The sequence below is a fragment of the Mogibacterium pumilum genome (assembly GCF_002243385.1).
GTDB classification, from domain to species: domain Bacteria; phylum Bacillota; class Clostridia; order Peptostreptococcales; family Anaerovoracaceae; genus Mogibacterium; species Mogibacterium pumilum.
Map to the genome: position 1 here is coordinate 1,070,309 of NZ_CP016199.1, position 20,746 is coordinate 1,091,054.

At 40.6% G+C, this 20,746-nt stretch carries 17 protein-coding genes and 9 tRNA genes; 21 read left to right on the forward strand and 5 right to left on the reverse strand.

Annotated features, from left to right (window positions below; genetic code table 11):
* The first annotated feature begins 25 nt into the window (after nt 1-25).
* The 10 genes from AXF17_RS05115 (at nt 26) to AXF17_RS05160 (ending at nt 8,764) form a co-directional block, all read left to right on the forward strand.
* A complete protein-coding gene (locus AXF17_RS05115) occupies nt 26-505 on the forward strand; it encodes a cell division protein ZapA (protein ID WP_157682575.1) in 480 nt (159 codons plus the stop codon).
* Complete coding sequence (locus AXF17_RS05120) at nt 498-2,873, forward strand: endonuclease MutS2 (RefSeq protein WP_094234106.1); 2,376 nt, start codon at nt 498-500, stop codon at nt 2,871-2,873. The genes AXF17_RS05115 and AXF17_RS05120 overlap by 8 nt, the downstream gene beginning before the upstream one ends.
* 86 nt (nt 2,874-2,959) lie before the next feature.
* Nucleotides 2,960-3,430 carry a DUF523 domain-containing protein gene (locus AXF17_RS05125; RefSeq protein WP_094234107.1) on the forward strand — a complete coding sequence of 157 codons (471 nt, stop codon included), beginning with the start codon at nt 2,960-2,962 and terminating at the stop codon, nt 3,428-3,430.
* A 17-nt stretch (nt 3,431-3,447) separates the two neighbouring features.
* A complete protein-coding gene (gene argS / locus AXF17_RS05130) occupies nt 3,448-5,166 on the forward strand; it encodes an arginine--tRNA ligase (protein WP_094234108.1) in 1,719 nt (572 codons plus the stop codon).
* 11 nt (nt 5,167-5,177) lie between these two features.
* Entirely contained in the window at nt 5,178-6,707 is a 1,530-nt protein-coding gene (locus tag AXF17_RS05135) for a B12-binding domain-containing radical SAM protein (protein WP_094234109.1), read from the forward strand.
* Nucleotides 6,688-7,695: a tetratricopeptide repeat protein gene (locus AXF17_RS05140; protein WP_094234110.1), complete on the forward strand. Its 1,008-nt coding sequence runs from the start codon at nt 6,688-6,690 to the stop codon at nt 7,693-7,695. The genes AXF17_RS05135 and AXF17_RS05140 overlap by 20 nt, the downstream gene beginning before the upstream one ends.
* A 57-nt stretch (nt 7,696-7,752) precedes the next feature.
* Nucleotides 7,753-8,382, forward strand: coding sequence for a YwaF family protein (locus AXF17_RS05145; protein WP_237049006.1), 630 nt, complete (start codon nt 7,753-7,755; stop codon nt 8,380-8,382).
* Between the two features lie 120 nt (nt 8,383-8,502).
* Nucleotides 8,503-8,577, forward strand: a tRNA-Asn gene (locus tag AXF17_RS05150).
* A 10-nt stretch (nt 8,578-8,587) separates the two neighbouring features.
* Nucleotides 8,588-8,676, forward strand: a tRNA-Leu gene (locus tag AXF17_RS05155).
* Nucleotides 8,677-8,688: 12 nt separating this feature from the next.
* Nucleotides 8,689-8,764 (forward strand) — tRNA-Met (locus tag AXF17_RS05160).
* A gap of 306 nt (nt 8,765-9,070) precedes the next feature.
* Here AXF17_RS05160 and AXF17_RS05165 read toward each other — a convergent pair.
* The 3 genes from AXF17_RS05165 to lgt all read right to left on the reverse strand — a co-directional run bounded on the left by AXF17_RS05165 (nt 9,071) and on the right by lgt (nt 12,780).
* Nucleotides 9,071-10,507, reverse strand: coding sequence for a ribonuclease H-like domain-containing protein (locus AXF17_RS05165; protein ID WP_094234112.1), 1,437 nt, complete (start codon nt 10,505-10,507; stop codon nt 9,071-9,073).
* A 412-nt stretch (nt 10,508-10,919) separates the two neighbouring features.
* Nucleotides 10,920-12,011 (reverse strand): redox-regulated ATPase YchF, encoded by a 1,092-nt coding sequence (gene ychF / locus AXF17_RS05170; protein ID WP_094234113.1) that lies wholly within the window; start codon nt 12,009-12,011, stop codon nt 10,920-10,922.
* Between the two features lie 22 nt (nt 12,012-12,033).
* Nucleotides 12,034-12,780, reverse strand: a complete 747-nt coding sequence (gene lgt, locus AXF17_RS05175) for a prolipoprotein diacylglyceryl transferase (protein WP_169711323.1) — start codon at nt 12,778-12,780, stop codon at nt 12,034-12,036.
* Nucleotides 12,781-12,940: 160 nt separating this feature from the next.
* Between lgt and AXF17_RS05180 the strand changes: the two genes are divergently transcribed.
* The 7 genes from AXF17_RS05180 (at nt 12,941) to AXF17_RS05210 (ending at nt 14,972) form a co-directional block, all read left to right on the forward strand.
* Nucleotides 12,941-13,017: transfer RNA gene (locus AXF17_RS05180), tRNA-Met, on the forward strand.
* A gap of 3 nt (nt 13,018-13,020) precedes the next feature.
* Nucleotides 13,021-13,096, forward strand: a tRNA-Val gene (locus AXF17_RS05185).
* Between the two features lie 6 nt (nt 13,097-13,102).
* Nucleotides 13,103-13,179, forward strand: a tRNA-Asp gene (locus tag AXF17_RS05190).
* Nucleotides 13,180-13,196: 17 nt separating this feature from the next.
* Nucleotides 13,197-13,272: transfer RNA gene (locus AXF17_RS05195), tRNA-His, on the forward strand.
* Between the two features lie 21 nt (nt 13,273-13,293).
* A tRNA-Gln gene (locus AXF17_RS05200) sits at nt 13,294-13,368 on the forward strand.
* Between the two features lie 6 nt (nt 13,369-13,374).
* Nucleotides 13,375-13,448, forward strand: a tRNA-Cys gene (locus tag AXF17_RS05205).
* Between the two features lie 150 nt (nt 13,449-13,598).
* Entirely contained in the window at nt 13,599-14,972 is a 1,374-nt protein-coding gene (locus tag AXF17_RS05210) for a L,D-transpeptidase (protein WP_094234115.1), read from the forward strand.
* Nucleotides 14,973-15,166: 194 nt separating this feature from the next.
* Here AXF17_RS05210 and AXF17_RS05215 read toward each other — a convergent pair whose 3' ends face one another.
* Both AXF17_RS05215 and purR read right to left on the reverse strand, forming a co-directional pair.
* Nucleotides 15,167-15,955, reverse strand: coding sequence for a PHP-associated domain-containing protein (locus AXF17_RS05215; RefSeq protein WP_094234116.1), 789 nt, complete (start codon nt 15,953-15,955; stop codon nt 15,167-15,169).
* 115 nt (nt 15,956-16,070) lie between these two features.
* Complete coding sequence (purR, locus tag AXF17_RS05220; RefSeq protein ID WP_094234117.1) at nt 16,071-16,868, reverse strand: pur operon repressor; 798 nt, start codon at nt 16,866-16,868, stop codon at nt 16,071-16,073.
* Between the two features lie 150 nt (nt 16,869-17,018).
* Between purR and murC the strand changes: the two genes are divergently transcribed.
* The 4 genes from murC to pth all read left to right on the forward strand — a co-directional run bounded on the left by murC (nt 17,019) and on the right by pth (nt 20,744).
* The gene (gene murC / locus AXF17_RS05225; protein ID WP_094234118.1) at nt 17,019-18,395 is read left to right on the forward strand and encodes a UDP-N-acetylmuramate--L-alanine ligase; all 1,377 of its coding nucleotides are present in this window, start codon (nt 17,019-17,021) and stop codon (nt 18,393-18,395) included.
* Between the two features lie 12 nt (nt 18,396-18,407).
* The gene (locus AXF17_RS05230) at nt 18,408-19,112 is read left to right on the forward strand and encodes a UDP-N-acetylglucosamine diphosphorylase (protein WP_094234119.1); all 705 of its coding nucleotides are present in this window, start codon (nt 18,408-18,410) and stop codon (nt 19,110-19,112) included.
* 41 nt (nt 19,113-19,153) lie between these two features.
* Nucleotides 19,154-20,101, forward strand: coding sequence for a ribose-phosphate diphosphokinase (locus AXF17_RS05235; protein ID WP_094234120.1), 948 nt, complete (start codon nt 19,154-19,156; stop codon nt 20,099-20,101).
* A 73-nt stretch (nt 20,102-20,174) separates the two neighbouring features.
* Nucleotides 20,175-20,744: an aminoacyl-tRNA hydrolase gene (gene pth, locus AXF17_RS05240; RefSeq protein WP_094234121.1), complete on the forward strand. Its 570-nt coding sequence runs from the start codon at nt 20,175-20,177 to the stop codon at nt 20,742-20,744.
* Nucleotides 20,745-20,746: the final 2 nt, after the last annotated feature.

A 20,746-nucleotide genomic window follows, 5' to 3' on the forward strand; every position in this document is an offset into this window, starting at 1 on the left:
CGTTTATAGCAGAATGGAGTATATTATGGAAAAATGCAAAGCAGACGTTACAATCTGTGGCAATGACTATGTTCTATCCGGAGATAAGAGCGAGGATAAGATCAAAGAAATTGCTAAGTACGTTGACGATGAGCTTAGACATACCAGCAAGATGCTTAATAGCAATCCAAATTATAGAAGTGCAGTTTTGACAGCTATCAATCTAGCTGAGAAGCTCATGGATAACAGTGATTTGTTACTTAGGCTTCAGACTGAGAATCACCAGCTTGACAACGATGTTAAGCACTATATCTCACTTTGGGAAGATGCTAAGCTACAGGTATCTGATCTAAAGGATAAGATGACAACTGCATCTGACATCAATGTTCAGGAGAGTGAGAAGTATAAAGATCTTGAGACAAAGTGTGCAGAACTTGAAAGCGCATACTTTGATCTTCAGATGGAGAATACTAACCTCAAGAACGAAATCAGAAACCTACAGAAGTTCAGAGGCGAGAATGAATAAGAAGGTTCTAAATCTTCTGGAATACAACAAAATAATAGACTTGCTTTCCGCTCAGGCGGGGTCGGCTCTTGCGCGTGAACGCATCAATAGTTTTACACCTATGTCCAATATGCGGATGGTTAAGGAAGCATTAACGGAAACTACGGAAGCAGTTTCCATTATTCTGTATAAAGGCAGTATTCCGGTCGGGGAAATCGGGGATATCATACGCCTGCTGGATATCGTTCGCAAGGGCAGGTCACTTTCTATGAGAGAACTACTTGCAATTAATAGAAGTCTAGCTGGTGCGAGGGAAGTCAAAGACTTCCTTTCTTCTGATGTTCCGGAAATACCGATGATTAATGAGATAAATTCGCTAATTGCTCCAAATACTAAACTGGAGAGTGAAATAAACCGCTGTATACTGTCTGAAGATGAGATGGCGGATAATGCATCGCCTGAACTAAATAAGATTAGGCGAGAAATCAGAAATAAAAACGAGAGTATTCGTCGTAAAATAGATAGCTATACTAGTGCAGGAAATACCAATTCATATCTCCAGGATTCAATAGTAACTTTAAGGAATGGTAGATATGTAATACCTGTTAAGCGAGAATATAGCAGCAAGGTGCCTGGCCTCATCCATGACCAGTCTAAAACAGGTGCTACGTTCTTTATTGAACCACAGGCGATAGTAAGTTTAAACAATGAGTTAAGAGAACTGGAATTAGCTGAGCAGAGAGAGATTGAGCGAATACTGCAGATGCTGTCTGACAGAGTTGGAGAGCATTATAATGAACTTAGAAACAATCAGGAGCTTCTCGTAAAACTCGATGTTATAAACGCGAAGGGCAGGCTTTCTGTAAGAATGGATGCTGTCGCACCGAAGCTCAATCAAGATGGATTTCTGGATATACGAGCAGGTAGACACCCCCTACTAGATAAGGAGAAGGTTGTTCCGATCGATGTAAGTCTTGGTGATGAATACAACACTCTTTTGATTACAGGTCCCAATACAGGTGGTAAGACCGTAACACTTAAGACTATCGGACTGTTTATCTTAATGACGGAGTCAGGCCTGCACATTCCGTGTTACGAGGAGAGCAATATCCCACTCTTCAGGGAAGTTTATGCTGAAATAGGTGATGAACAGAGTATCGAAAATAATCTCAGCACATTCTCTTCTCATATGTTCAATACTGCGAATATTATTTCAAATGCAGATCATGAATCACTCGTGCTACTCGACGAAGTTGGATCTGGAACTGACCCTGCTGAAGGCGCAGCTCTAGGCGTTGCAATGCTCGAGGCCTTGAAGGATAAGGGTGCTCACATAGTGGCGACTACACATTATACGGAGCTTAAGAAATATGCACTTTCTACGGATGGTGTTGAAAATGCATCTGTGGAGTTCGACATGGATGCACTTGCACCGACATATAAGATAAAAGTTGGACTTCCTGGAAAGTCTAATGCCTTTGAAATTTCGAGAAAACTAGGCCTTGATTCTAGTATTATCGATAGAGCGATATCTCTGATGAATGAAAGTGACATCGAGTTTGAGGGTGCGGTTTCACGAGTAGAGGAAGATCAAAAGGAAGTTGATTTAGCGCTTGAAGAAGCTCACATCAAAGTAGCAGAAGCGGAGAGAAAACTTAAGGAAGCTGAGGAAAAGCTTGCGAAAGCAAAAGAGAGTAAGCATAAGATAATTGAAGCTGCCAAAGAAGAGGCTCGAGATATCATCAGCGATGCAAATAGGACTGTCAAGGAAGTGAGCAAAGAGCTCAAAAAGGCAGCCAAGGAGGGTAGAAACAACTCTTCAGCAGTTGTCGCTGACAGCAAGCGTAAGCTCAGAGAGAAATCAATTGAAAATGCTGTTGCCCCACGAAGCATCAAAAATACTAATGTTCCAAAAGCAGAGGACTTGAAACCTGGAACTAGAATCAAGCTACTTAAGCTCGGACAGAATGGTGAAGTTGAGACTTCGCCTGATTCATCTGGGAATCTGACAGTAAGAATCGGGGCCCTCAAGATGGGTGCAAATATTAAAGATGTGATGATTATCGAGGATAATAAGCCTGGTACAAAAGAGCGTAAACGTAGGAGCTATGCGAAGATGAACACGGCTAAGGCCAGGACGATTTCACCATCTATTAATGTAATCGGTAAAAACCTTGACGATGCAGAGTTAGAGGTTAGCAAGTATATAGATGATGCCTTTCTATCTGGTATAAACGAGGTTCAGATTGTACACGGACGAGGTGAAGGTATCCTTCGTAGCGGCATCAGAAATATGCTTAAGCGTAACAAAAACATTAAGTCTGTATTAGGCGCATCGTATGACCAAGGGGGAGAAGGTGTGACAGTAGTCACTTTTATAGACAAATAATGAGCTTTAGACCTTTAATAGGTTACCAAAATACTAATTTTGATATATAATTAATTGATTAAAGATTCATACTGGAGATTTTATAAATGTTCGTCGTTAGTAGCTGTCTTCTAGGTAATAATTGCAAGTACAATGGTGGTAATAACTACAGCGAAGAGGTCGCTGAATTTTGTCGTAATCATGCAGTTATTTTGGTCTGCCCAGAGACATTAGGTGGTCTAAAAACACCAAGGCCGCCAGCTGAACACCAGCAAATCGAGATGCCTGGTGGCAACGTGGAAATTCATGTTATCGACAAGACGGGTGACGACCTAACAGAGAATTTTATTAAGGGCGCGATGACTTCGCTAGAGGAGGCACTTAGGCGGCGCGATGAATTGGGTGAAGAAATTGAAGGAGCTATTCTCAAGGCTAACAGTCCCTCATGCGGAAGTGAGCAGATATATGATGGGACATTTACAGGAACCTTGATTTCGGGAGATGGTATCTTTGCCAAAATTCTCAAGGAGCGTGGCATTCCGGTTATGAGTGAGAAAAATTTTAAAGATAAGATATAAGAGGAGAAGTCCGAGTAATGATCGACTACAAGGTACAGATTGCACATATTATTGCTAAGCAGGAAATTGGATTAACTGCCGACGAAATTGCTGAAATGATTGAGGTGCCAGCTGATTCGAAGAATGGAGATTTTGCATTTCCTTGCTTTAGACTAGCTAAGACGATGAGGAAAGCACCTCAGATGATAGCCGGAGATATAGCATCAGCAATTGAATCAGAAACCATCTTTGAGAAGGTTGAACAGGTTAATGCGTATGTGAATATGTTCATCTGTAAGGATGCCTTTGTACATAATGTTGTTTTGGAAGTGACTTCTCTTGGAGATGAATACGGTAAGTCGGACGTTGGCGAAGGCAAGAAAGTAATCGTAGAATTTTCTTCGCCTAACATTGCTAAGCCATTCCATATCGGTCATATCAGAAGCACAGTAATCGGAAATTCCATTTACAAGTTATACGATGCTACTGGTTATGATGTTGTTAGAATTAACCACCTTGGAGACTATGGTACACAGTTCGGTAAGATGATTGTGGCGTACAGACTCTGGGGAAGTGAAGAGGAGCTTAAGCAGAATCCTATTAAATCGCTTCTTAAGTATTATACTAAGTTCCATGAGGAAGCTGAAAAGGATCCTAGCCTAGATGATAAGGCCCGTGAAACTTTCGCTAAGCTGGAGAATGGCGACGCAGAGGAAGTTGAGCTTTGGAAGAGATTTAAAGAGCTCAGCCTTGAAGAATTTAGCAGAGTTTACAAGATGCTCGATATCGGGTTTGATTCATATGCTGGTGAGAGCTTCTACTCGGACAAGATGCCAGCAGTTCTGCAGGAGCTAAAGGACAAAAATCTCATGCACGAGTCGAGAGGTGCGCAGATTGTCGACCTTGAAGATTATGACATGCCGCCAGCTGTTATCACTAAGTCTGACGGTTCAAGTCTGTATGCTACTAGAGATATTGCTGCAGCTATATACAGAAAGCAGCATTACGATTTCTACAAGAACATCTATGTAGTAGCAACTCAGCAGAATCTACATTTTAAACAGTGGAAACAGGTTCTATCACTTATGGGATATGAGTGGGAAAAAGACTGTATTCATGTTCCATTTGGTCTTGTTAGCCTTGAAGAAGGGACGATGTCAACTCGTAAGGGCAGGGTGGTATTCTTAGAGGATGTTCTTAAAAAGGCTGTTGAGAAGACTAGAGAGATAATCTCCGAGAAGAATACAAGTGGTATTGATATCGACGAGATTTCTAAAGAAGTAGGTATAGGTGCGGTTATATTCCAAGAATTATCTAACAATAGGATTAAAGATTACGTATTCTCATGGGATAAAATTCTTAACTTTGATGGGGAGACAGGACCTTATGTTCAGTATACACATGCTAGAGCATCTAGTGTCCTTAGAAATGCATCAAGTGAGGAATTATACAGGATTAAGAACTGTGATATCAGTAATTTCAGCTATGTGACATCGGATAGTGCTTATGAGCTAACTAAGCTGATTTATAGGGTGCCAGAGGTAATAAGAGAGGCTGCAGCTAAGTATGAGCCATCAATTCTAACAAGACATCTGATAGATATCGCGCAGAGCTTTAATAGGTTCTATCATGATGAACATATTTTAGTGGATAATGAAGAAGAGAAAGTTGAAAAGCTAGCGTTAGTATATGCTGCTAAGGTTACAATTGCCAATTGCTTAGCGATTTTGGGTATAAAAGCGCCAGATAAAATGTAGGGGAGACAACGATGAAGCTATTGCTCAGCACAGTCAAGACAGATTGCTTTGATTCAAAGCTAGCACTCAAGAATATGTACAATGTCGTTGGGAATGCACCGCTAGAGGTGACTCTCAAGGAGTTTGAATTGAGTGAAACTGATCAGAGGATTTACGAAGAGCTTCTTGAAGAGAAGTACAGTATCTTGTATTTCCATGCAGATGAAATCAATGAATCCAAGATAGTGCATATATGCGAGATGATCAAGAAGGCAGTTCCAAGCTGCATAACAGTGGTTGGTGGTAAGGAAGTGAGCTTCGAGACTCGTGAATTTATGCTAGCGCATCCGGAAGTGGACTATGTGTTCCGCGGTGAGGGTGAAAAGGTTCTATTCGACTTCGTACGTTCGATTATTACGTATAATTTTGACTTTGAGAGCATCGATGGTTTAGCGTATAGGGAAAATGACGAGGTTCTTGTAAATAAAATTGGTGAGCCGATTCGTTACGAAGATATTCCGTTTGCATATGATAAGTTTGAGGTTCAGGAAGGCGACACTATATACTACGAATCGTCTAGAGGCGTTCCCGATACCTGTCACTACTCGCAGTACATGCCAGGTGTATCGCTTCGTTCGCTGTCCTTGAACAGAATTTGCAACGAACTCAGATACTTCCTAGTTAAGAAGGTCGAAAAAGTCGAGTTTGTCGAGAAGTGGTTTAACTATGATATTTCCAGGGCTTACAGAATATGGGAGTACTTAATCAATAACGACAATGGTGTTACTTCGTTCTCTTTTGATGTAAATGGTGACCTGCTGGATGAGGAAACAGTGGAACTTCTAAGTGAAGCTAGACCGGGACTATTCCATTTTGATATCGATATCGAGAGTACAAATGCAATTGCTCTTGCAGCATCAGGCCGCAAGGAGAATATATATCAGCTCATGTATAACGTATCTAAACTTTTGCAGAATAGCAAAGTTAATGTGCGAGTTGTACAGCGTGTAGGACTACCCGGTGAGACGATAGAACTGTTTGAAAGAGCATTTAACAAGATTTACAATCTCGGTGCTGATGAGTTTGACATTAAGGTTCTTCGCATCAAGAAGGGCACGATGTTTAGACAGAGAGCTGAAGAGTTTGGATATGAATATAGTAGAGAGTATCCTAATGAAGTTATAACGAATGATTATATTTCGGCAGCTAATATTGTAAGAATCAAGCTTGTAGCTGAAACGATTAAGCGTTTTGAACGCGGTTTTGAAGATTCTATCGGCAAGATATTGTTTGATGCGGGCATGAAGCCGTTCGAGTTTTTCGATGGACTTACGTTATTCATAATGGAGAATAATCTTACATGCAAGCTAGGCAAAGAGGAGAATCTATATAGAGTTCTATATACATATGCTGCAGAGCTATACGATAAGAATGAAGATACGCTAAAGCTGCAGGTGCTTCAGGAAGTGCTTCATAGCGATATGAACAACAATGTTTCACAAGATGTGATTAGAAGACTAGAACGTAAAGGTTGGGAAATACATGTCAAAGCAAAAAGCTAAACAAGATCGCATTGCAAAATACCTCCAGAATTTAAATGGAGGTATTTTATTTGATGAGCTTTCGGATAAATATTTGAAAAAAGCAGGAGTATTGGAAATACTTCATGGCGTTCCAGTTCCGATTTCGGCAGGCTTGGGAGATGAGCTAACGACTTTAACGATTGCCTTTGGAATGGCGCGAGTCATAGGTGCAGACACTACTTTTGAGTATAAGGATAGCTATGTAGCATATATAAAGCACATATTTGGTGATGATGCTGGCAAGGCGTTAATCGCAAAAGGCGCCAAGTATGGTCAGGCTGGAAACTACGAGCTTGCAGCAATGTTCTTCAGAGCGGTTTTGCTGTTTGATCCTAAATCTCAAGATGCACTGTATCTATATGGTAGGGCTTGCAAGGATGCTTATGAGTTAGAGAACGAAGACGAGTCCTATGTTGGTAACTTCAAAGCTGAATCACTTGATGTTTTCGAACTTCTTACCATGATTCATCCGGAGTTTGAAATGGGCTACTATTTCCTTGGGTATGGATATGCAAATATGGGACTCTATACTAAAGCTGACCTAACATGGAAAAAGTTCATAGAGCTTACCGCAGCTTCTGGCGACCCAGAGACTGAAGAGCTTCGCAGTGAGATTTCCGAGAGGATGACAGCTCTAGAGGAGCCAGTCAAGATTGAAGAGGGTGTAAACTGCGTGCTTAGTGGAGATTATCTAGGCGGTCTAGAAATTTTGTCCAGGTACAAGAATGGGAACTACCGTGATTGGTGGCCACTTTGGTACTACATGGCAGTTTGTGCAGCATCGCTAGGTAATGCCGAACCAGCGATTGAGTATTATAAGCAGGCGCTTGTATATACTCCGAGCAATACAGATATTATGGAAGAGCTTGCATCTGTATATGCTGCGATAGGAGATCAGGCAAATGCTGCCAAGTACCTGAATAAGATTGAGATAGTTAAGAACAATATAGAACAAGAGAATTTCTAAATAAGAGCAATGGAACATTTTTTTAGATACACTTTGGATGGTGACCCGCATCTAAACATGAAAATTGTATATGCAGGTCTAGTAATAGCGATTATTATTGCATATAAATTTAGAAAAAATGAGAAGTTATTAAAAGTACTTTTAGCTGTTAATGTATTGCTGCAGATTACGCTATTTATCTGGTATCTTGGCTATAAGGAGCTTTTTATCCAAGAAGGGCTTCCGCTATATCACTGCAGGATTGCAGTGATAATGACGGCAGTAGGGTATGCAGCAAAGAAACCGAAGATGACAAAATATTTTGCTTGGCTAGGAATCATCGGAACTATTGTTGCGTTCGGTGTGCCAGATCCTTCTGACTATATGTGGCCACACCTAACTAATATTACTTTTATATGTACGCATTATTTCATAACGATGAGTTCGCTTATGGTAATTGCGAAGAATGAAGTAAAGCTGGATCTAAAGAGCGTAGTTGTAATTACACTCATAATGAACTTGGTGATTATAATATTGAACACAATTCTTGGTAGCAACTACAGCTATTTAATGAAACTACCTCCAGCGCTTCCGATTGATGTTAATAAATACATCATATTTGCTCTCATGACACTGCTTCTAGTTGGTGGTGAGATGGTACTTGAAAAGTTTACACTGAAGATATTAGGCAAGAGAGAAAGTGCTTAAACGCATATTTGATAGGTTGCTATAAATGTATTTTCATAGGTGTATTTTTATTACACAAAACTGCTTGACACCATATTATGAGTAGTGTAAAATGAAGGAGTCGCAAATGCGGGATAATGTTCCGAGGTAGCTCAATGGCAGAGCAACCGGCTGTTAACCGGTAGGTTGTGGGTTCGAGCCCCACCCTCGGAGCCATTGAGTTTGTGCCGGAATGGCGGAATTGGCAGACGCCCGGGACTTAAAATCCCGTGAGAAGTGATTCTCGTACCGGTTCGACCCCGGTTTCCGGCACCATGTATAAAATGTCGCGGGGTAGAGCAGTTGGTAGCTCGTCGGGCTCATAACCCGGAGGTCGCAGGTTCAAGTCCTGTCCCCGCAACCAACAAAAAGTAACGACTTCAGAACAATCTGAAGTCGTTTTTTGGTGTTAAAATTTGTGTTGTTTAATATCTTGTAGTCTGATAAGATAATTAGCTTCGCAGTTATAGATTTAAGAAGGGTGCTGTGATGATAATCATCTATCAAATATTTTGAATTAACATATCAAGTTTTTGAAGCCCAGAAGAATGGGAGAAATTACCATGGTTTCGATTCGAAAAAATTCATGCTGTGGCTTAATTTGCAGCATGAATTTTTTCGTATGAATCGCATATATAACTGTAACAAATATGCTTTAAAATAATAGTATTTATACGCTTCTATATAACTTGGTGCTGATAAGAATAGAAAATAAATTAATTTCTCGATTCAATTCTTTGCCATCATTCACAAGCAATAGATAGTCATTAACAAGGTTATCAGAATTTCTTAATAAGTGAGCACATTTAATCTGGGTTTTATCATCTGATGATTCTGCATCTGATAATATTTGTCTGACATCTATAAACTGCGAGTTTCCGTGCTTCTCAAGTGGAACTCTTATCTGGTACGAGCAGTTTTCCTTGATGAATTCAGCGCTTACAGATGATGCTGTTTCTTGGAAGTAATTAGCATTGATAGCGAAATCAGTATCATCGGCCAGCCTGTGCGGCGCACGGAGCTGCCTGCCCGTCACGGTCAGGCAGCCGGCAGCGAGCCTCGGTCTTGCGGTTAGCTCGCCGCCAGCAGACGGGAGCCCAGCTCCCGTCTGCGCCAGCGCCGCATCCAAACGGTGGTTCGAAACACCAGATGCTATGCTCGCACCAGACATCGCGCTCGCACCAGGCTCATTGCTAGCCACAGAAGCATCGCTTATATTATAACCGGCGCTCTCATCAATACCCGAGCTCGAAGCAGATACTGCGCTCGGATAAGTCTCATTGCTAGCACTAGATGCTGCGCTAGTACCAGGTTTATTACTAGATGCAGAAGCAGCTCTAACATCAGGCACCGCACTCTTATGAATCCCAGCTCTCACATTAGGCGTCGCTTTCGCATTACCAATTCCAAACTCAGAAGAATTCCTGCAACCACAATCAGTATCAGCTTCACCGAGCACAGCACTAAAGTTGTTTCGTCCGATTATATTGAGAAGGTGACAGAGCTGTAGGACATCCTCGCGGTTATGCGTAAGGATTATCTTTTCTATTACAGAATCTTGATTTACAGCATATTCTGAAAACAGCTTGATACTCTCTCGACCAGATATTACATCCTTGCGATTACCACTAATTCCGAAGTGTTGCTCAATATTTTTCTGGCTTATTGAACCGACTTTAGATTTGAGATTAGTGTTAGATCTAATGAAATTATATAGATCGAATTCATACATGTTTAGGGTGTATGGCAGGCGCTTTATATCAAGACGCTGCTTCATAAATGGAATGTCGAACGATGATCCATTATATGTAATCAAATAATCTATTCCTTCTTCTTTCAGAAAATCCATAGTGGCCATGATTACACGATCCTCCTCATATGGACTTTCTGCAAGAAACTGAGTTATAGTTACTCCTCTATTATCCGCTGTGAGACAAGCTGTAAGGATAATTTTATTTCCTCGCTGTGCGGAGAGGCCTGTTGTTTCAATATCAAATATGCATGGCTTTAGCTCACCGTGATATAAATCGAATATTTGCCCAGAGTAAATGGGTACGTTGTAACTCCTTGTAAATTTTTTCATGTCTTTACCATTTATTGCTGCCAAATATATGACATCTAAGTGTTAAGTAAGAAATATAATAATGTCTACTGTTATAAATTTAGCATAAAGTATAATGATATAAATGTTATCTTCTATATTTTATTACTATAATTCATTGGTACAAAAAAGTAAAACAGACTACAGGGGAGTAGTCTGTTTCGTAAAAAGGGTATTGGGACTAGAGATTAAGAGATTGCCAGGGAGACAATCTCTATAAGTGATTATAGTCGCTCTTTGTATATTTTGCAATACTTATTGTGATAATAATTATACTAGTAACATAATAAATATTTTAAGTTAGAGATTATTCGATTAATATATGTGATGATAAATGATATCAATAGATGTTTTTACTAAAAAAGGACCACTTTATATAGCAGCCCCTTTTAATTCTCAATTGTTTATATATTAATCTCTATACGTTGAATAGGAAGTGGATTACATCTCCGTCCTGAACTACATATTCTTTACCTTCGGACCTAATTAATCCCTGTTCACGTGCTTTGCCAAGGCTACCACCGCACTCGATAAGTTTGTCGTAGGCAATGGTCTCAGCTCTGATAAATCCTTTTTCGAAATCAGTGTGAATCTTTCCCGCAGCCTGAGGAGCCTTAGTTCCCTTGGTAATTGTCCAAGCTCTAACCTCAGGTTCGCCAGCAGTTAGATAGGATATTAGATTAAGCAGGGAGTAGCTTGCTTTGATAAGCTTGTCGAGACCTGACTCGAAGATTCCTAAATCCTCTAGGAACAGTTCTCTCTCTTCATCTTCTAGATCTGCCATTTCAGCTTCAATCTCAGCGCAAATCTTTACGCACCCCGCACCCTCAGTAGCTGCAAACTCTGCAACTCTAACTACATGTTCGTTATCCTCGCTAGCAATCTCATCCTCAGAAACATTAGCTACATATATTACCGGCTTATATGTCAGGAGATCCATTGTCGCAATAATTTTTCTTTCATCGTCTTCAAGGTCAATAGCGCGAGCACATTTACCAGTTTCGAGCCACTCCTTAACTTTCTCGAGTAATGCAATCTGTTTGCTGAGAGTTTTATCTGTCTTCATATTCTTATTCAGTTTAGCAATAGCTCTCTCTAGAACCTCGAGATCAGCAAAGATAAGCTCTGTATTAATAGTATCGATATCATCGAGAGGGTCTATGTGACCGTTTACGTGAACGATGTTGTCATTTTCAAAGCATCTTACAACGTGCACAATCGCGGAAACCTCGCGAATGTGACCGAGAAATTTATTTCCAAGACCTTCTCCCCTTGAAGCACCCTTAACAAGTCCAGCGATATCGCAGAATTCTATCGTCGTATAAATAGTTTTCTTTGCCTTGTAGATGTCTGTCAAGACCTCGAGTCTCTTATCTGGAACCGTTACAACTCCGACGTTTGGTTCAATTGTACAGAAAGGGTAGTTGGCGGCTTCTGCGCCAGCCTTAGTAATAGCGTTAAATAGCGTGCTCTTGCCTACGTTAGGTAGACCGACTATACCTAGTTTCATTTTTTACCTCTTACAAATTATATTAATTATTTAGTGTACTTCTTCTCTTTAGGTATAAATACAGTGTGAGTGAAGCGAAAAAGATAACTATGCTTATAACTTGAGCCTGTCTCAAGAACCCAATCATTAGGCTATCTGTTCTTAGCCCCTCTACAAGAAATCTCTCTGGAGCATATAGGAGACCATATAGACAAGCAATTTGCCCAGGGAACTTTCTGCGTTTATACATATAAGAAAGGGCAATGAACATCAACAAGCACCATATTGATTCATAAAGAAAAGTGGGGTGTACTGACTTTCCATCTATTATTATAGCCCATGGAAGGTTAGTTTCGGTACCATATGCTTCGTTGTTAAAGAAATTTCCCCAGCGACCTATAGCCTGTGCAAGGGCGACTGAAGGTAGGATGAGATCAGCTACATCTACAAATCTAATTTTCTTATATTTGCAAATAATGTATGCAGTTATAAAGCCGAATATGAGGCCACCGTGTATTGCGAGCCCTCCGCTTCGTATGTTAATTACCTCAGAAGGGTACTTGCTGTAGTAGCTCCAGTTAAATATTACATAGTATATTCTGGCTCCGATTACACCCATTGGAAGTATGCCGAGGACTATGTCTAACACATCTTCGGGGGATAATCCGCACCTAGGAGCACGTTTGTAGCTTATGAACAGAGCTAGTAATGCGCCTGAAGCAATCAAAATCCCGTACCATTTTATATCGAAACCGGCTATTGAAATTGCAATTGAACCTGGTGATGTCACAGAAACCTCCAATAATAAATTATTTCTTGAAAAATATACTAGGACAGTATATCATAAATAGGTTAATTTAACGAGATTATCACAGAAAATGATTATGAAGTATTGACAAGGATAATGTCGTTTGGTAATATAATTTGGCGACACATTAATCTGTGCTTGTGGCGGCGTAGCTTAGTTGGCTAGAGCGTCCGGTTCATACCCGGAAGGTCGATGGTTCGAGTCCATCCGCCGCTACCATTTGGACGCTTAGCTCAGCTGGGAGAGCATCTGCCTTACAAGCAGGGGGTCATAGGTTCGAGCCCTATAGCGTCCACCATATTTTGGCCGGGTAGTTCAGTTGGTTAGAATGCCAGCCTGTCACGCTGGAGGTCGACGGTTCGAGCCCGTTCCCGGTCGCCAATTTTAAACTTGGTATGGTGGGTATCGTCAAGCGGTTAAGACACAGGGTTGTGGCTCCTGTATGCATGGGTTCGAATCCCATTACCCACCCCATTCATATTTACAAATTAATATTGGGGTATCGCCAAGCGGTAAGGCAACGGACTCTGACTCCGTCATTCACAGGTTCGAATCCTGTTACCCCAGCCAATAAATGGCGACATGGCCAAGTGGTAAGGCAGAGGTCTGCAAAACCTTTATCCCCAGTTCGAATCTGGGTGTCGCCTCCATAACGAAAACAGCTGAACTAATATGGTTCAGTTGTTTTATTTTGCTTTGACATAATCACCCTAATGTGATTTAATTAATAGGTATAGATTTTACAAAATGCAATTTAATTTAATAATAAAATTCATAAAAGAAGTAAGGAAATATAGGAGTTGAGAAATAAGAATGTAGTACAAGATCTCGCTGATAAGAAGGTTGGTACTGGTAAGCGAGCTAAAATAATCATTGCAATTGTTGCAGTGATTTTGATAAGTGTGGGTGCATTTGGGGGATATAGATATAGTAACGCAACAACTTTCCCGAGTGGCGTTAAGATTGATGGTGTAGACGTATCTGGACTCAAGGTGGATGAGGCTGTAAAGAAAGTTACGGATGCAAATAACTCATTTACAATCGAGGAAGAAGGTCAGGAACCGAAGGATATAACAACTTCTTTTACTTACGACATTAAGTCATCTGTTCGTTCCAAAATTGCAATCTCGTCCATCGATCCAAGGATATTGATGAGAAATGGTGTAGACTATAGTGTTTCGCTCAAGAATGAAGGTGGAATTGAAGAGTCTGCTAAGATTATTGGCGAGGCTGTTCCTGATGCACAGGGTGTTAAGTATACGGAAGATGCTTACATCGATTATAACAACATGGAACTAGTTCCTGAGGTTCAGGGCGATAGTGTTGATTTCACTAAGGTAGCTAAAGAAATTGCTGAGAAGAAGGCTGCTGACTATAAGTTTAATAAGTATAAGATTGACCGCAAAAAGCTGATTTCAGAACCTAAGGTAACTGCTGAATCGCTTAAGGAAGAGTTTGAATTTGCTAAGAAGTATATTTCTAAGCCACTGTACCTAAATACTATTACAGGAACTCCGTACGAGGTTGAACCTAATTCCTTGGCTAAGGTAATTCTTTATTCGAAGGAAGGACCAAAGTATAGCAAAGAGGGAGCCAAGGAAGTTGCTAAGGAAATTGCTGAGAAGTATTCAGGTAATACATTGACTGTTAAGACACTTTCTGGCGATAAGACACTGTATAACAGTGCGTTGAAGCTCAATGTGGATGTGGATAAGACTGCTGATTCTATCCTTGATTCTGCTAAAAATGGCAAAACAGGTTCAATCGTTACAGATAAAGCTGTAGCAAGTGGTGGTGGTTCGCATCTAGAAATTAATCTTGCAGGTCAGAATGTAAAGTACATCAAGAATGGAAATATTGTATTCACATCATCCATTGTATCTGGAGGTCCTGGCCATAGAACGAGAACTGGAATCTTTAGAATTAACGGCAAGATGCGTAATGTCACATTGAGAGGCCGTAATGATGATGGTTCAGATTACGAATCACATGTTAATTACTGGATGCCATTTGACGGTGGCAATGGTCTCCATGACGCGAACTGGAGAGGTGCATTTGGTGGGGGAATATATATTTCGAACGGCTCACATGGTTGTGTAAACATGCCTCCTTCAATGGCTGCTCAGCTATTCGGAATCATTCCTATTGGAACTATAGTATACGTATATAACTAATTTTAGCTATGAACACACTCGTGAATTCGAGTAGCTTTACAATCTCACACAAATAAATAAGCACTAGCTATCAATGATAATGCATTGGGTGCTGGTGCTTTTGTTTTTTAATATTTTGTACTTAACCGCATGCTAGATTGAATATTCGCTTCACGCTACGTTAAGTATATGTGTAGTTAAATATGGCAGTAAACCTATTTGTGCTCCAGGGCTTTCTTGATTCTATGCGATCTAAACGGAGAATAAATTATCCCGAGACTGAAGTTATAAGCGATAAATGCATATACTGAATAGAAAGCATGTGCATGCTTTGACTTTAAAGTTTCGCCGCGCACAACTCCGCCGCAACTTATTTTATTATCATTGCAATCTAAAGCCTTGCGCACTGTAGCTATTAGGTCATCACAGCATGATATATCATCTGAGAACAGTGTATATCCCATTCCTACATACTTATAGTCATGAGAGTCTGAACCTCCGAACATCGGTTTATCAAAATCTTTGGCCAGTAGCTGCGATAAATCATTTGCAGTCTCAGTCTCGCAGGCGTTAAAACCTTCAATAAAATCAAATTCTTTTACTAGATTTCTGTTTCGTTTAAGTGCTTTTAATAGCATGGCGCTTGAACTTTTTGTGCCGAATGGGTGAGCTGGACCTACAATTCCGCCTAACTGGTGGACGAGGTGGACTAATTTTTCAACCTTCATCCCGCGCATTGTAAGTGCCTGTAGGTGAACACCGTCAGGCATAATGACGATAAAGTGGCCAGCATCTCTAGTATCGTACTCGATTCCTCTTATAACTCTAAATGTATTATCTGGATTTTCAGTCTTCCATCGATTATATCCGCGGTAAGAATCGTGATCAGTTATGAGCATTCCGTCGTATCCTTTTTCAGAAAGCATCTCGACATATTCGGAGATTCTAACCTTGGAATCTATCGAGCCATATCTCGTATGGCAGTGCATATCAAATTTTAGCAATAATCTCTCCCTCGAATCATAAATTGCTATGATTATATAACTCAAGTATGTCAAATCTGTGTAGAAATAGGAGTATTTTTAAGTATCTTAAATAGTCCAAAAACCTGCAAAATGTCTATTCAAATGACGTTTTGATTACATTAGCATCCTCGTCGATTGAGTCAAGGTATATGACGGGTAGGTAGTTTGAAATTTTCTTCTTAACTGGCTCTCTTGATGCAATTGCAACGCCTGCACCTACGACTTCAATATCAAATTCAGAAAGAATTTCTGATACACCCTTGAGGCTGCCACCACCGCGCATGAAATCATCAATGATTATTGCACGCTTACTCGTTGTAACGGCTCTCTTGGAAATTGACATCTTTTGTATGCGGTCATACGATCCAGAGAAGTAGTTGATGCTAACAGTAGATCCTTCTGAATATTTCGCTTCTCGTCTAACTACCACGAGAGGGAGGTTCATCATGAAGGCTACATCGGCAGCGAGTGAGATTCCTTTGGTTTCAACCGTGACGATATAGTCGGCGTTAAGGTTTGCAAACTTGCCAGCGAAATAAGTGCCCATACTGCGAGTTAACTGGCTGTCAAACATGAGGTCAGAAGTATACAAAAAACTTCCCCCGAGAATTCTCGCTGGGTCGGATAATTTATTTGCAAGTGTTTTCTGTAGATTCTTTAGCTTATCACTCGATAAGGCGGGAACGTATCTCAACCCACCGTTAGCGCCCTGAATGGTTTCTAGTCTACCTATTCCTTCCTCCGCTATAATTTCTCCGGTGGTAGTAATATCTTCACTAAGGCTCGACTTTGCAATGTCAAACTTCGAACAAAAGTCATTATATGAATAGAGCTTGCTAGGGTGGGAGAGAAGCTCTGTAATCAAGCTTCCAACACGTTTATTTTTCTTCATGGTAATTTCCTCCAATATCATTAATTTTACCGCGATTAGACCAAAAGTCAATTCATGCTATAATCGTGTTTCGTACCTATTCTTCGTTGAAATCATAAGGGATATGCCGTATAATTATTCGAGGTATTAATTTGCTTGGAGGTAAATAAAGTGGCTGACATTTCAAAGTTCAAGAGAATTCATTGTCTAGGTATTGGCGGCGTAGGTCTATCGGCTGTCGCGGAGATACTTCAAGACAATGGTCATGTAGTTAGTGGCACTGATATCAATAGATCAGATATTACTGACCATCTCAATAGGGTTGGTATTAAAGTGTTCTGTGAACATAAGGCAGAGAATGTTGATGATGTAGATGCTATAGTGTATTCCAACGCTGTATCTGATACTAATCCTGAGATTGTTCGTGCAAAGGAGAGAAGGATTCCTATCTTCTCTCGTGCGGAAGTTCTCGGTATGCTTATGAACAACTATAAGCATAGCATTGCGGTATGTGGTACACATGGTAAGACAACAGTTACATCCATGACCTCATTAATACTTCGTGATGCAAAGTATGAACCTACAATTCTTGTTGGTGGTAATGTTGATGAGATTAAGGGCAATGTAGAGATAGGGGGTACCAACTACTTTGTTACGGAAGCTTGCGAGTACATGGATAGCTTTTTGTATCTTACTCCAACAATCGGAGTTCTCCTCAACATTGATTCAGACCACCTAGATTACTTCAAAGACATGGATCACATAGTTAAGTCGTTTAAGGAATTTGTGTCCAACATTCCTAAGAAGGGAATCATCATTGCATTCGGTGAGAATCCTTTTGTCAAGGAGGCACTCAGAGGACTTAACAATGTAATTACATACGGATATACAGACAGTAACGACTTCTATGCGGAAAATGTTTCGTTTGATGATGGCGGTTTCCCAGAGTATGACATTTGCCATGAAGGTAAGGTTCTCTGCCACCTGCATCTCGGTGTTCCAGGTGAGCACAACGTACTGAACTCAATGGCAGCATACGTTACAGCAAGATATCTCGGCGTTGGAGATGATGTTATCGCAGGTACACTTAAGAGCTTCAAAGGAACTCATAGAAGATTTGACTTCACTGGAGTTACTAAGAAGGGTGTCAAGATTGTCGATGACTACGCTCATCATCCAACAGAGATTAAGGCGACACTTTCGGCTGCAAGCAAGGTTAAGCATAACAAGTTGAGAGTCGTGTTCCAGCCACATACATATACTAGGACAAAGGCTCTTTTCGAGGAGTTCGTTGAGTCCTTCGACCACGTGGACTCGTTGATTATAACCGATATCTACGCGGCTAGAGAAAAGGACGTGTACGGTGTTTCTTCGTACCAGCTAGTGAATGCCATTAAGGCAGAATATCCTGATAGAGAAGTCTATTATGTTCAGGATTTTGAAGATATCGTTAAGTACCTTGCAGCAAATGCAGAAAAGGACGATATCGTGATGACGATGGGAGCTGGCGACGTTTATAAAATAGGCCAGATGATGCTTAAGGCGTAGCGGAGGAATTATATGACTATTGAGGAGTACAGGAATTGCGAGAGTGCAAGGCTGGAGTCTAACAGACGCAGGATGGAAGAGGATGGAGTTAACTTTGTAGATATCTATTCGGCTTATATTGATGAAGAGGTTGTGATTGAAGCGGGGGCTACTATTGCTCAGAACGTTACGATTTCTGGTAAATCCATTATTAGATCTGGCGCTTATATAGGTCAGTCGTCCGTGCTTAGAGATGCGGAGGTAGGTAGTGACTCTACTGTAGAAGCGTCTTACATATATGAGAGCAAGGTCGGAGCAAAGACTAGTGTTGGACCATTCGCGTATATAAGACCGGGCAGTGTTATCGGTGACGAATGTAAAGTAGGAGACTTTGTTGAAGTTAAGAACTCTACTATGGGAGATGGAAGTAAATCTTCGCACCTGACATATATAGGTGATGCTGATATAGGAAAGAATGTAAATCTAGGATGCGGAGTAGTATTCGTAAATTACGATGGTAATAAGAAGTATCGTTCCAAGATTGCCGATGATGCATTTATTGGATGCAATTCTAACCTTGTTTCACCGGTTGAAGTAGGTGAAGGCGCATACGTAGCAGCGGCTACAACAGTTACGGAGAATGTTCCGGAAGATGCTCTTTGCATAGGAAGATCGAGGATGACCACAAAGGAAAATTGGGTAAGTAACCGTAAGATTTTGAAAAAAGATAATAAATAACTAGCGATTATATTTTTAAGTTCACGTATTGGAGGTAAACAATGAACAAGGTCTTTTCCGATCTAAAGCTTTTTACATGCAACGCGCATCCAGAGCTAGCAAATGAGATTGCTGAACTAATGGGTATTAAAGTTGGCAAATCAACTGTTAATAAGTTCAGTGATGGTGAGATTCAGGTAAGTATATGGGAGTCGGTTAGAGACTGCGATGTATACATCGTTCAGCCAACGTGTGCACCTGTTAACGATCATTTGATGGAGCTTCTTATCATGATTGATGCGCTCAAGAGAGCATCTGCAGGAAGAATCAATGTAGTAGTTCCTTACTATGGATATGCAAGACAGGATAGGAAAGCAAAGGCTAGAGATCCGATTACAGCTAAGCTTGTAGCAAATCTAATTCAGGCTGCTGGAGCAGATAGACTTATCTCTATGGATCTCCATGCTAATCAAATTCAGGGATATTTTGATATTCCAGTTGACCATCTACTTGGACTACCGATACTCACAAAGTACTTCAAAGAAAAGAATCTAGAGGATATTGTTGTTGTATCACCTGACCACGGAAGCGTAACACGAGCTAGAAATATGGCGCAGCGGCTTGATGCTCCGATTGCAATTGTCGACAAGAGACGTCCAGAGCCTAACAAGAGTGAGATTATGAATATCATCGGAGATATCAATGGCAAGAACTGCATTCTCTTAGATGATATGATTGATACCGCAGGTACTATATGTAATGCTGCAAATGCTCTTATGGAACTTGGTGCAAAGAGCGTGTATGCTTGCGCTACTCATGGAGTTCTGTCGGGACCAGCTATGGAACGTCTTGAGAAGAGTCCTATCAAGGAGCTGGTTCTTCTCAACACAGTGCCAATTGCTGACGAGAAGAAAATTGACAAGATGATATTTATTTCTGTAGGACCAATCTTTTCAGAGGTAATCACTAGAATTTATCAGGGTGGTTCTGTGAGCCCGTTATTTGACTAATATTGATATAAAACTATTATTTATGGCAACGGAGTTATCTCCGTTGCCAATCTATCTATTGGAGAAAAAGAGTATGTACATTATTGCAGGATTAGGGAATCCAGGGGATAAATACGCACAGACGAGACACAATATGGGGTTTAGGGTAATCGACAAACTAGCAGATGATTTAAATGTCGATGTTACAAAAGCTAAGTTCAAGTCTTTGATTGGAGAATGTAGAATAGGAATTCAGAAAGTGTTGCTTGTAAAGCCGCAAACGTATATGAACCTTAGCGGTGATGCTCTGAAGGAAGTCACAAGTTTTTACAAGGTGCCGTCAGAAAACGTGATTGTAATATACGACGATATCGATATTCCATTAGGAGCAATTAGGATTCGTAAGTTTGGTGGGACAGGCACTCATAATGGAATGCGTTCAATAGTCAGCCAGCTTGGAACAACTGAGTTTCCTAGGATTAGAATCGGTGTTGGTGGTAATGACGGTTCGTTAGTTGACCATGTAATAGGAAAAGTTTCAAAGGATGAGAATGCAATTCTCGATGAAACTGCTGTAAAAGCGGCAAAAGCGGCAAAGGATATTATTGAGGTTGGAATTGAGAAAGCAATGAATCTCAACAATACTACCAAGAAAAAGGACTAGAT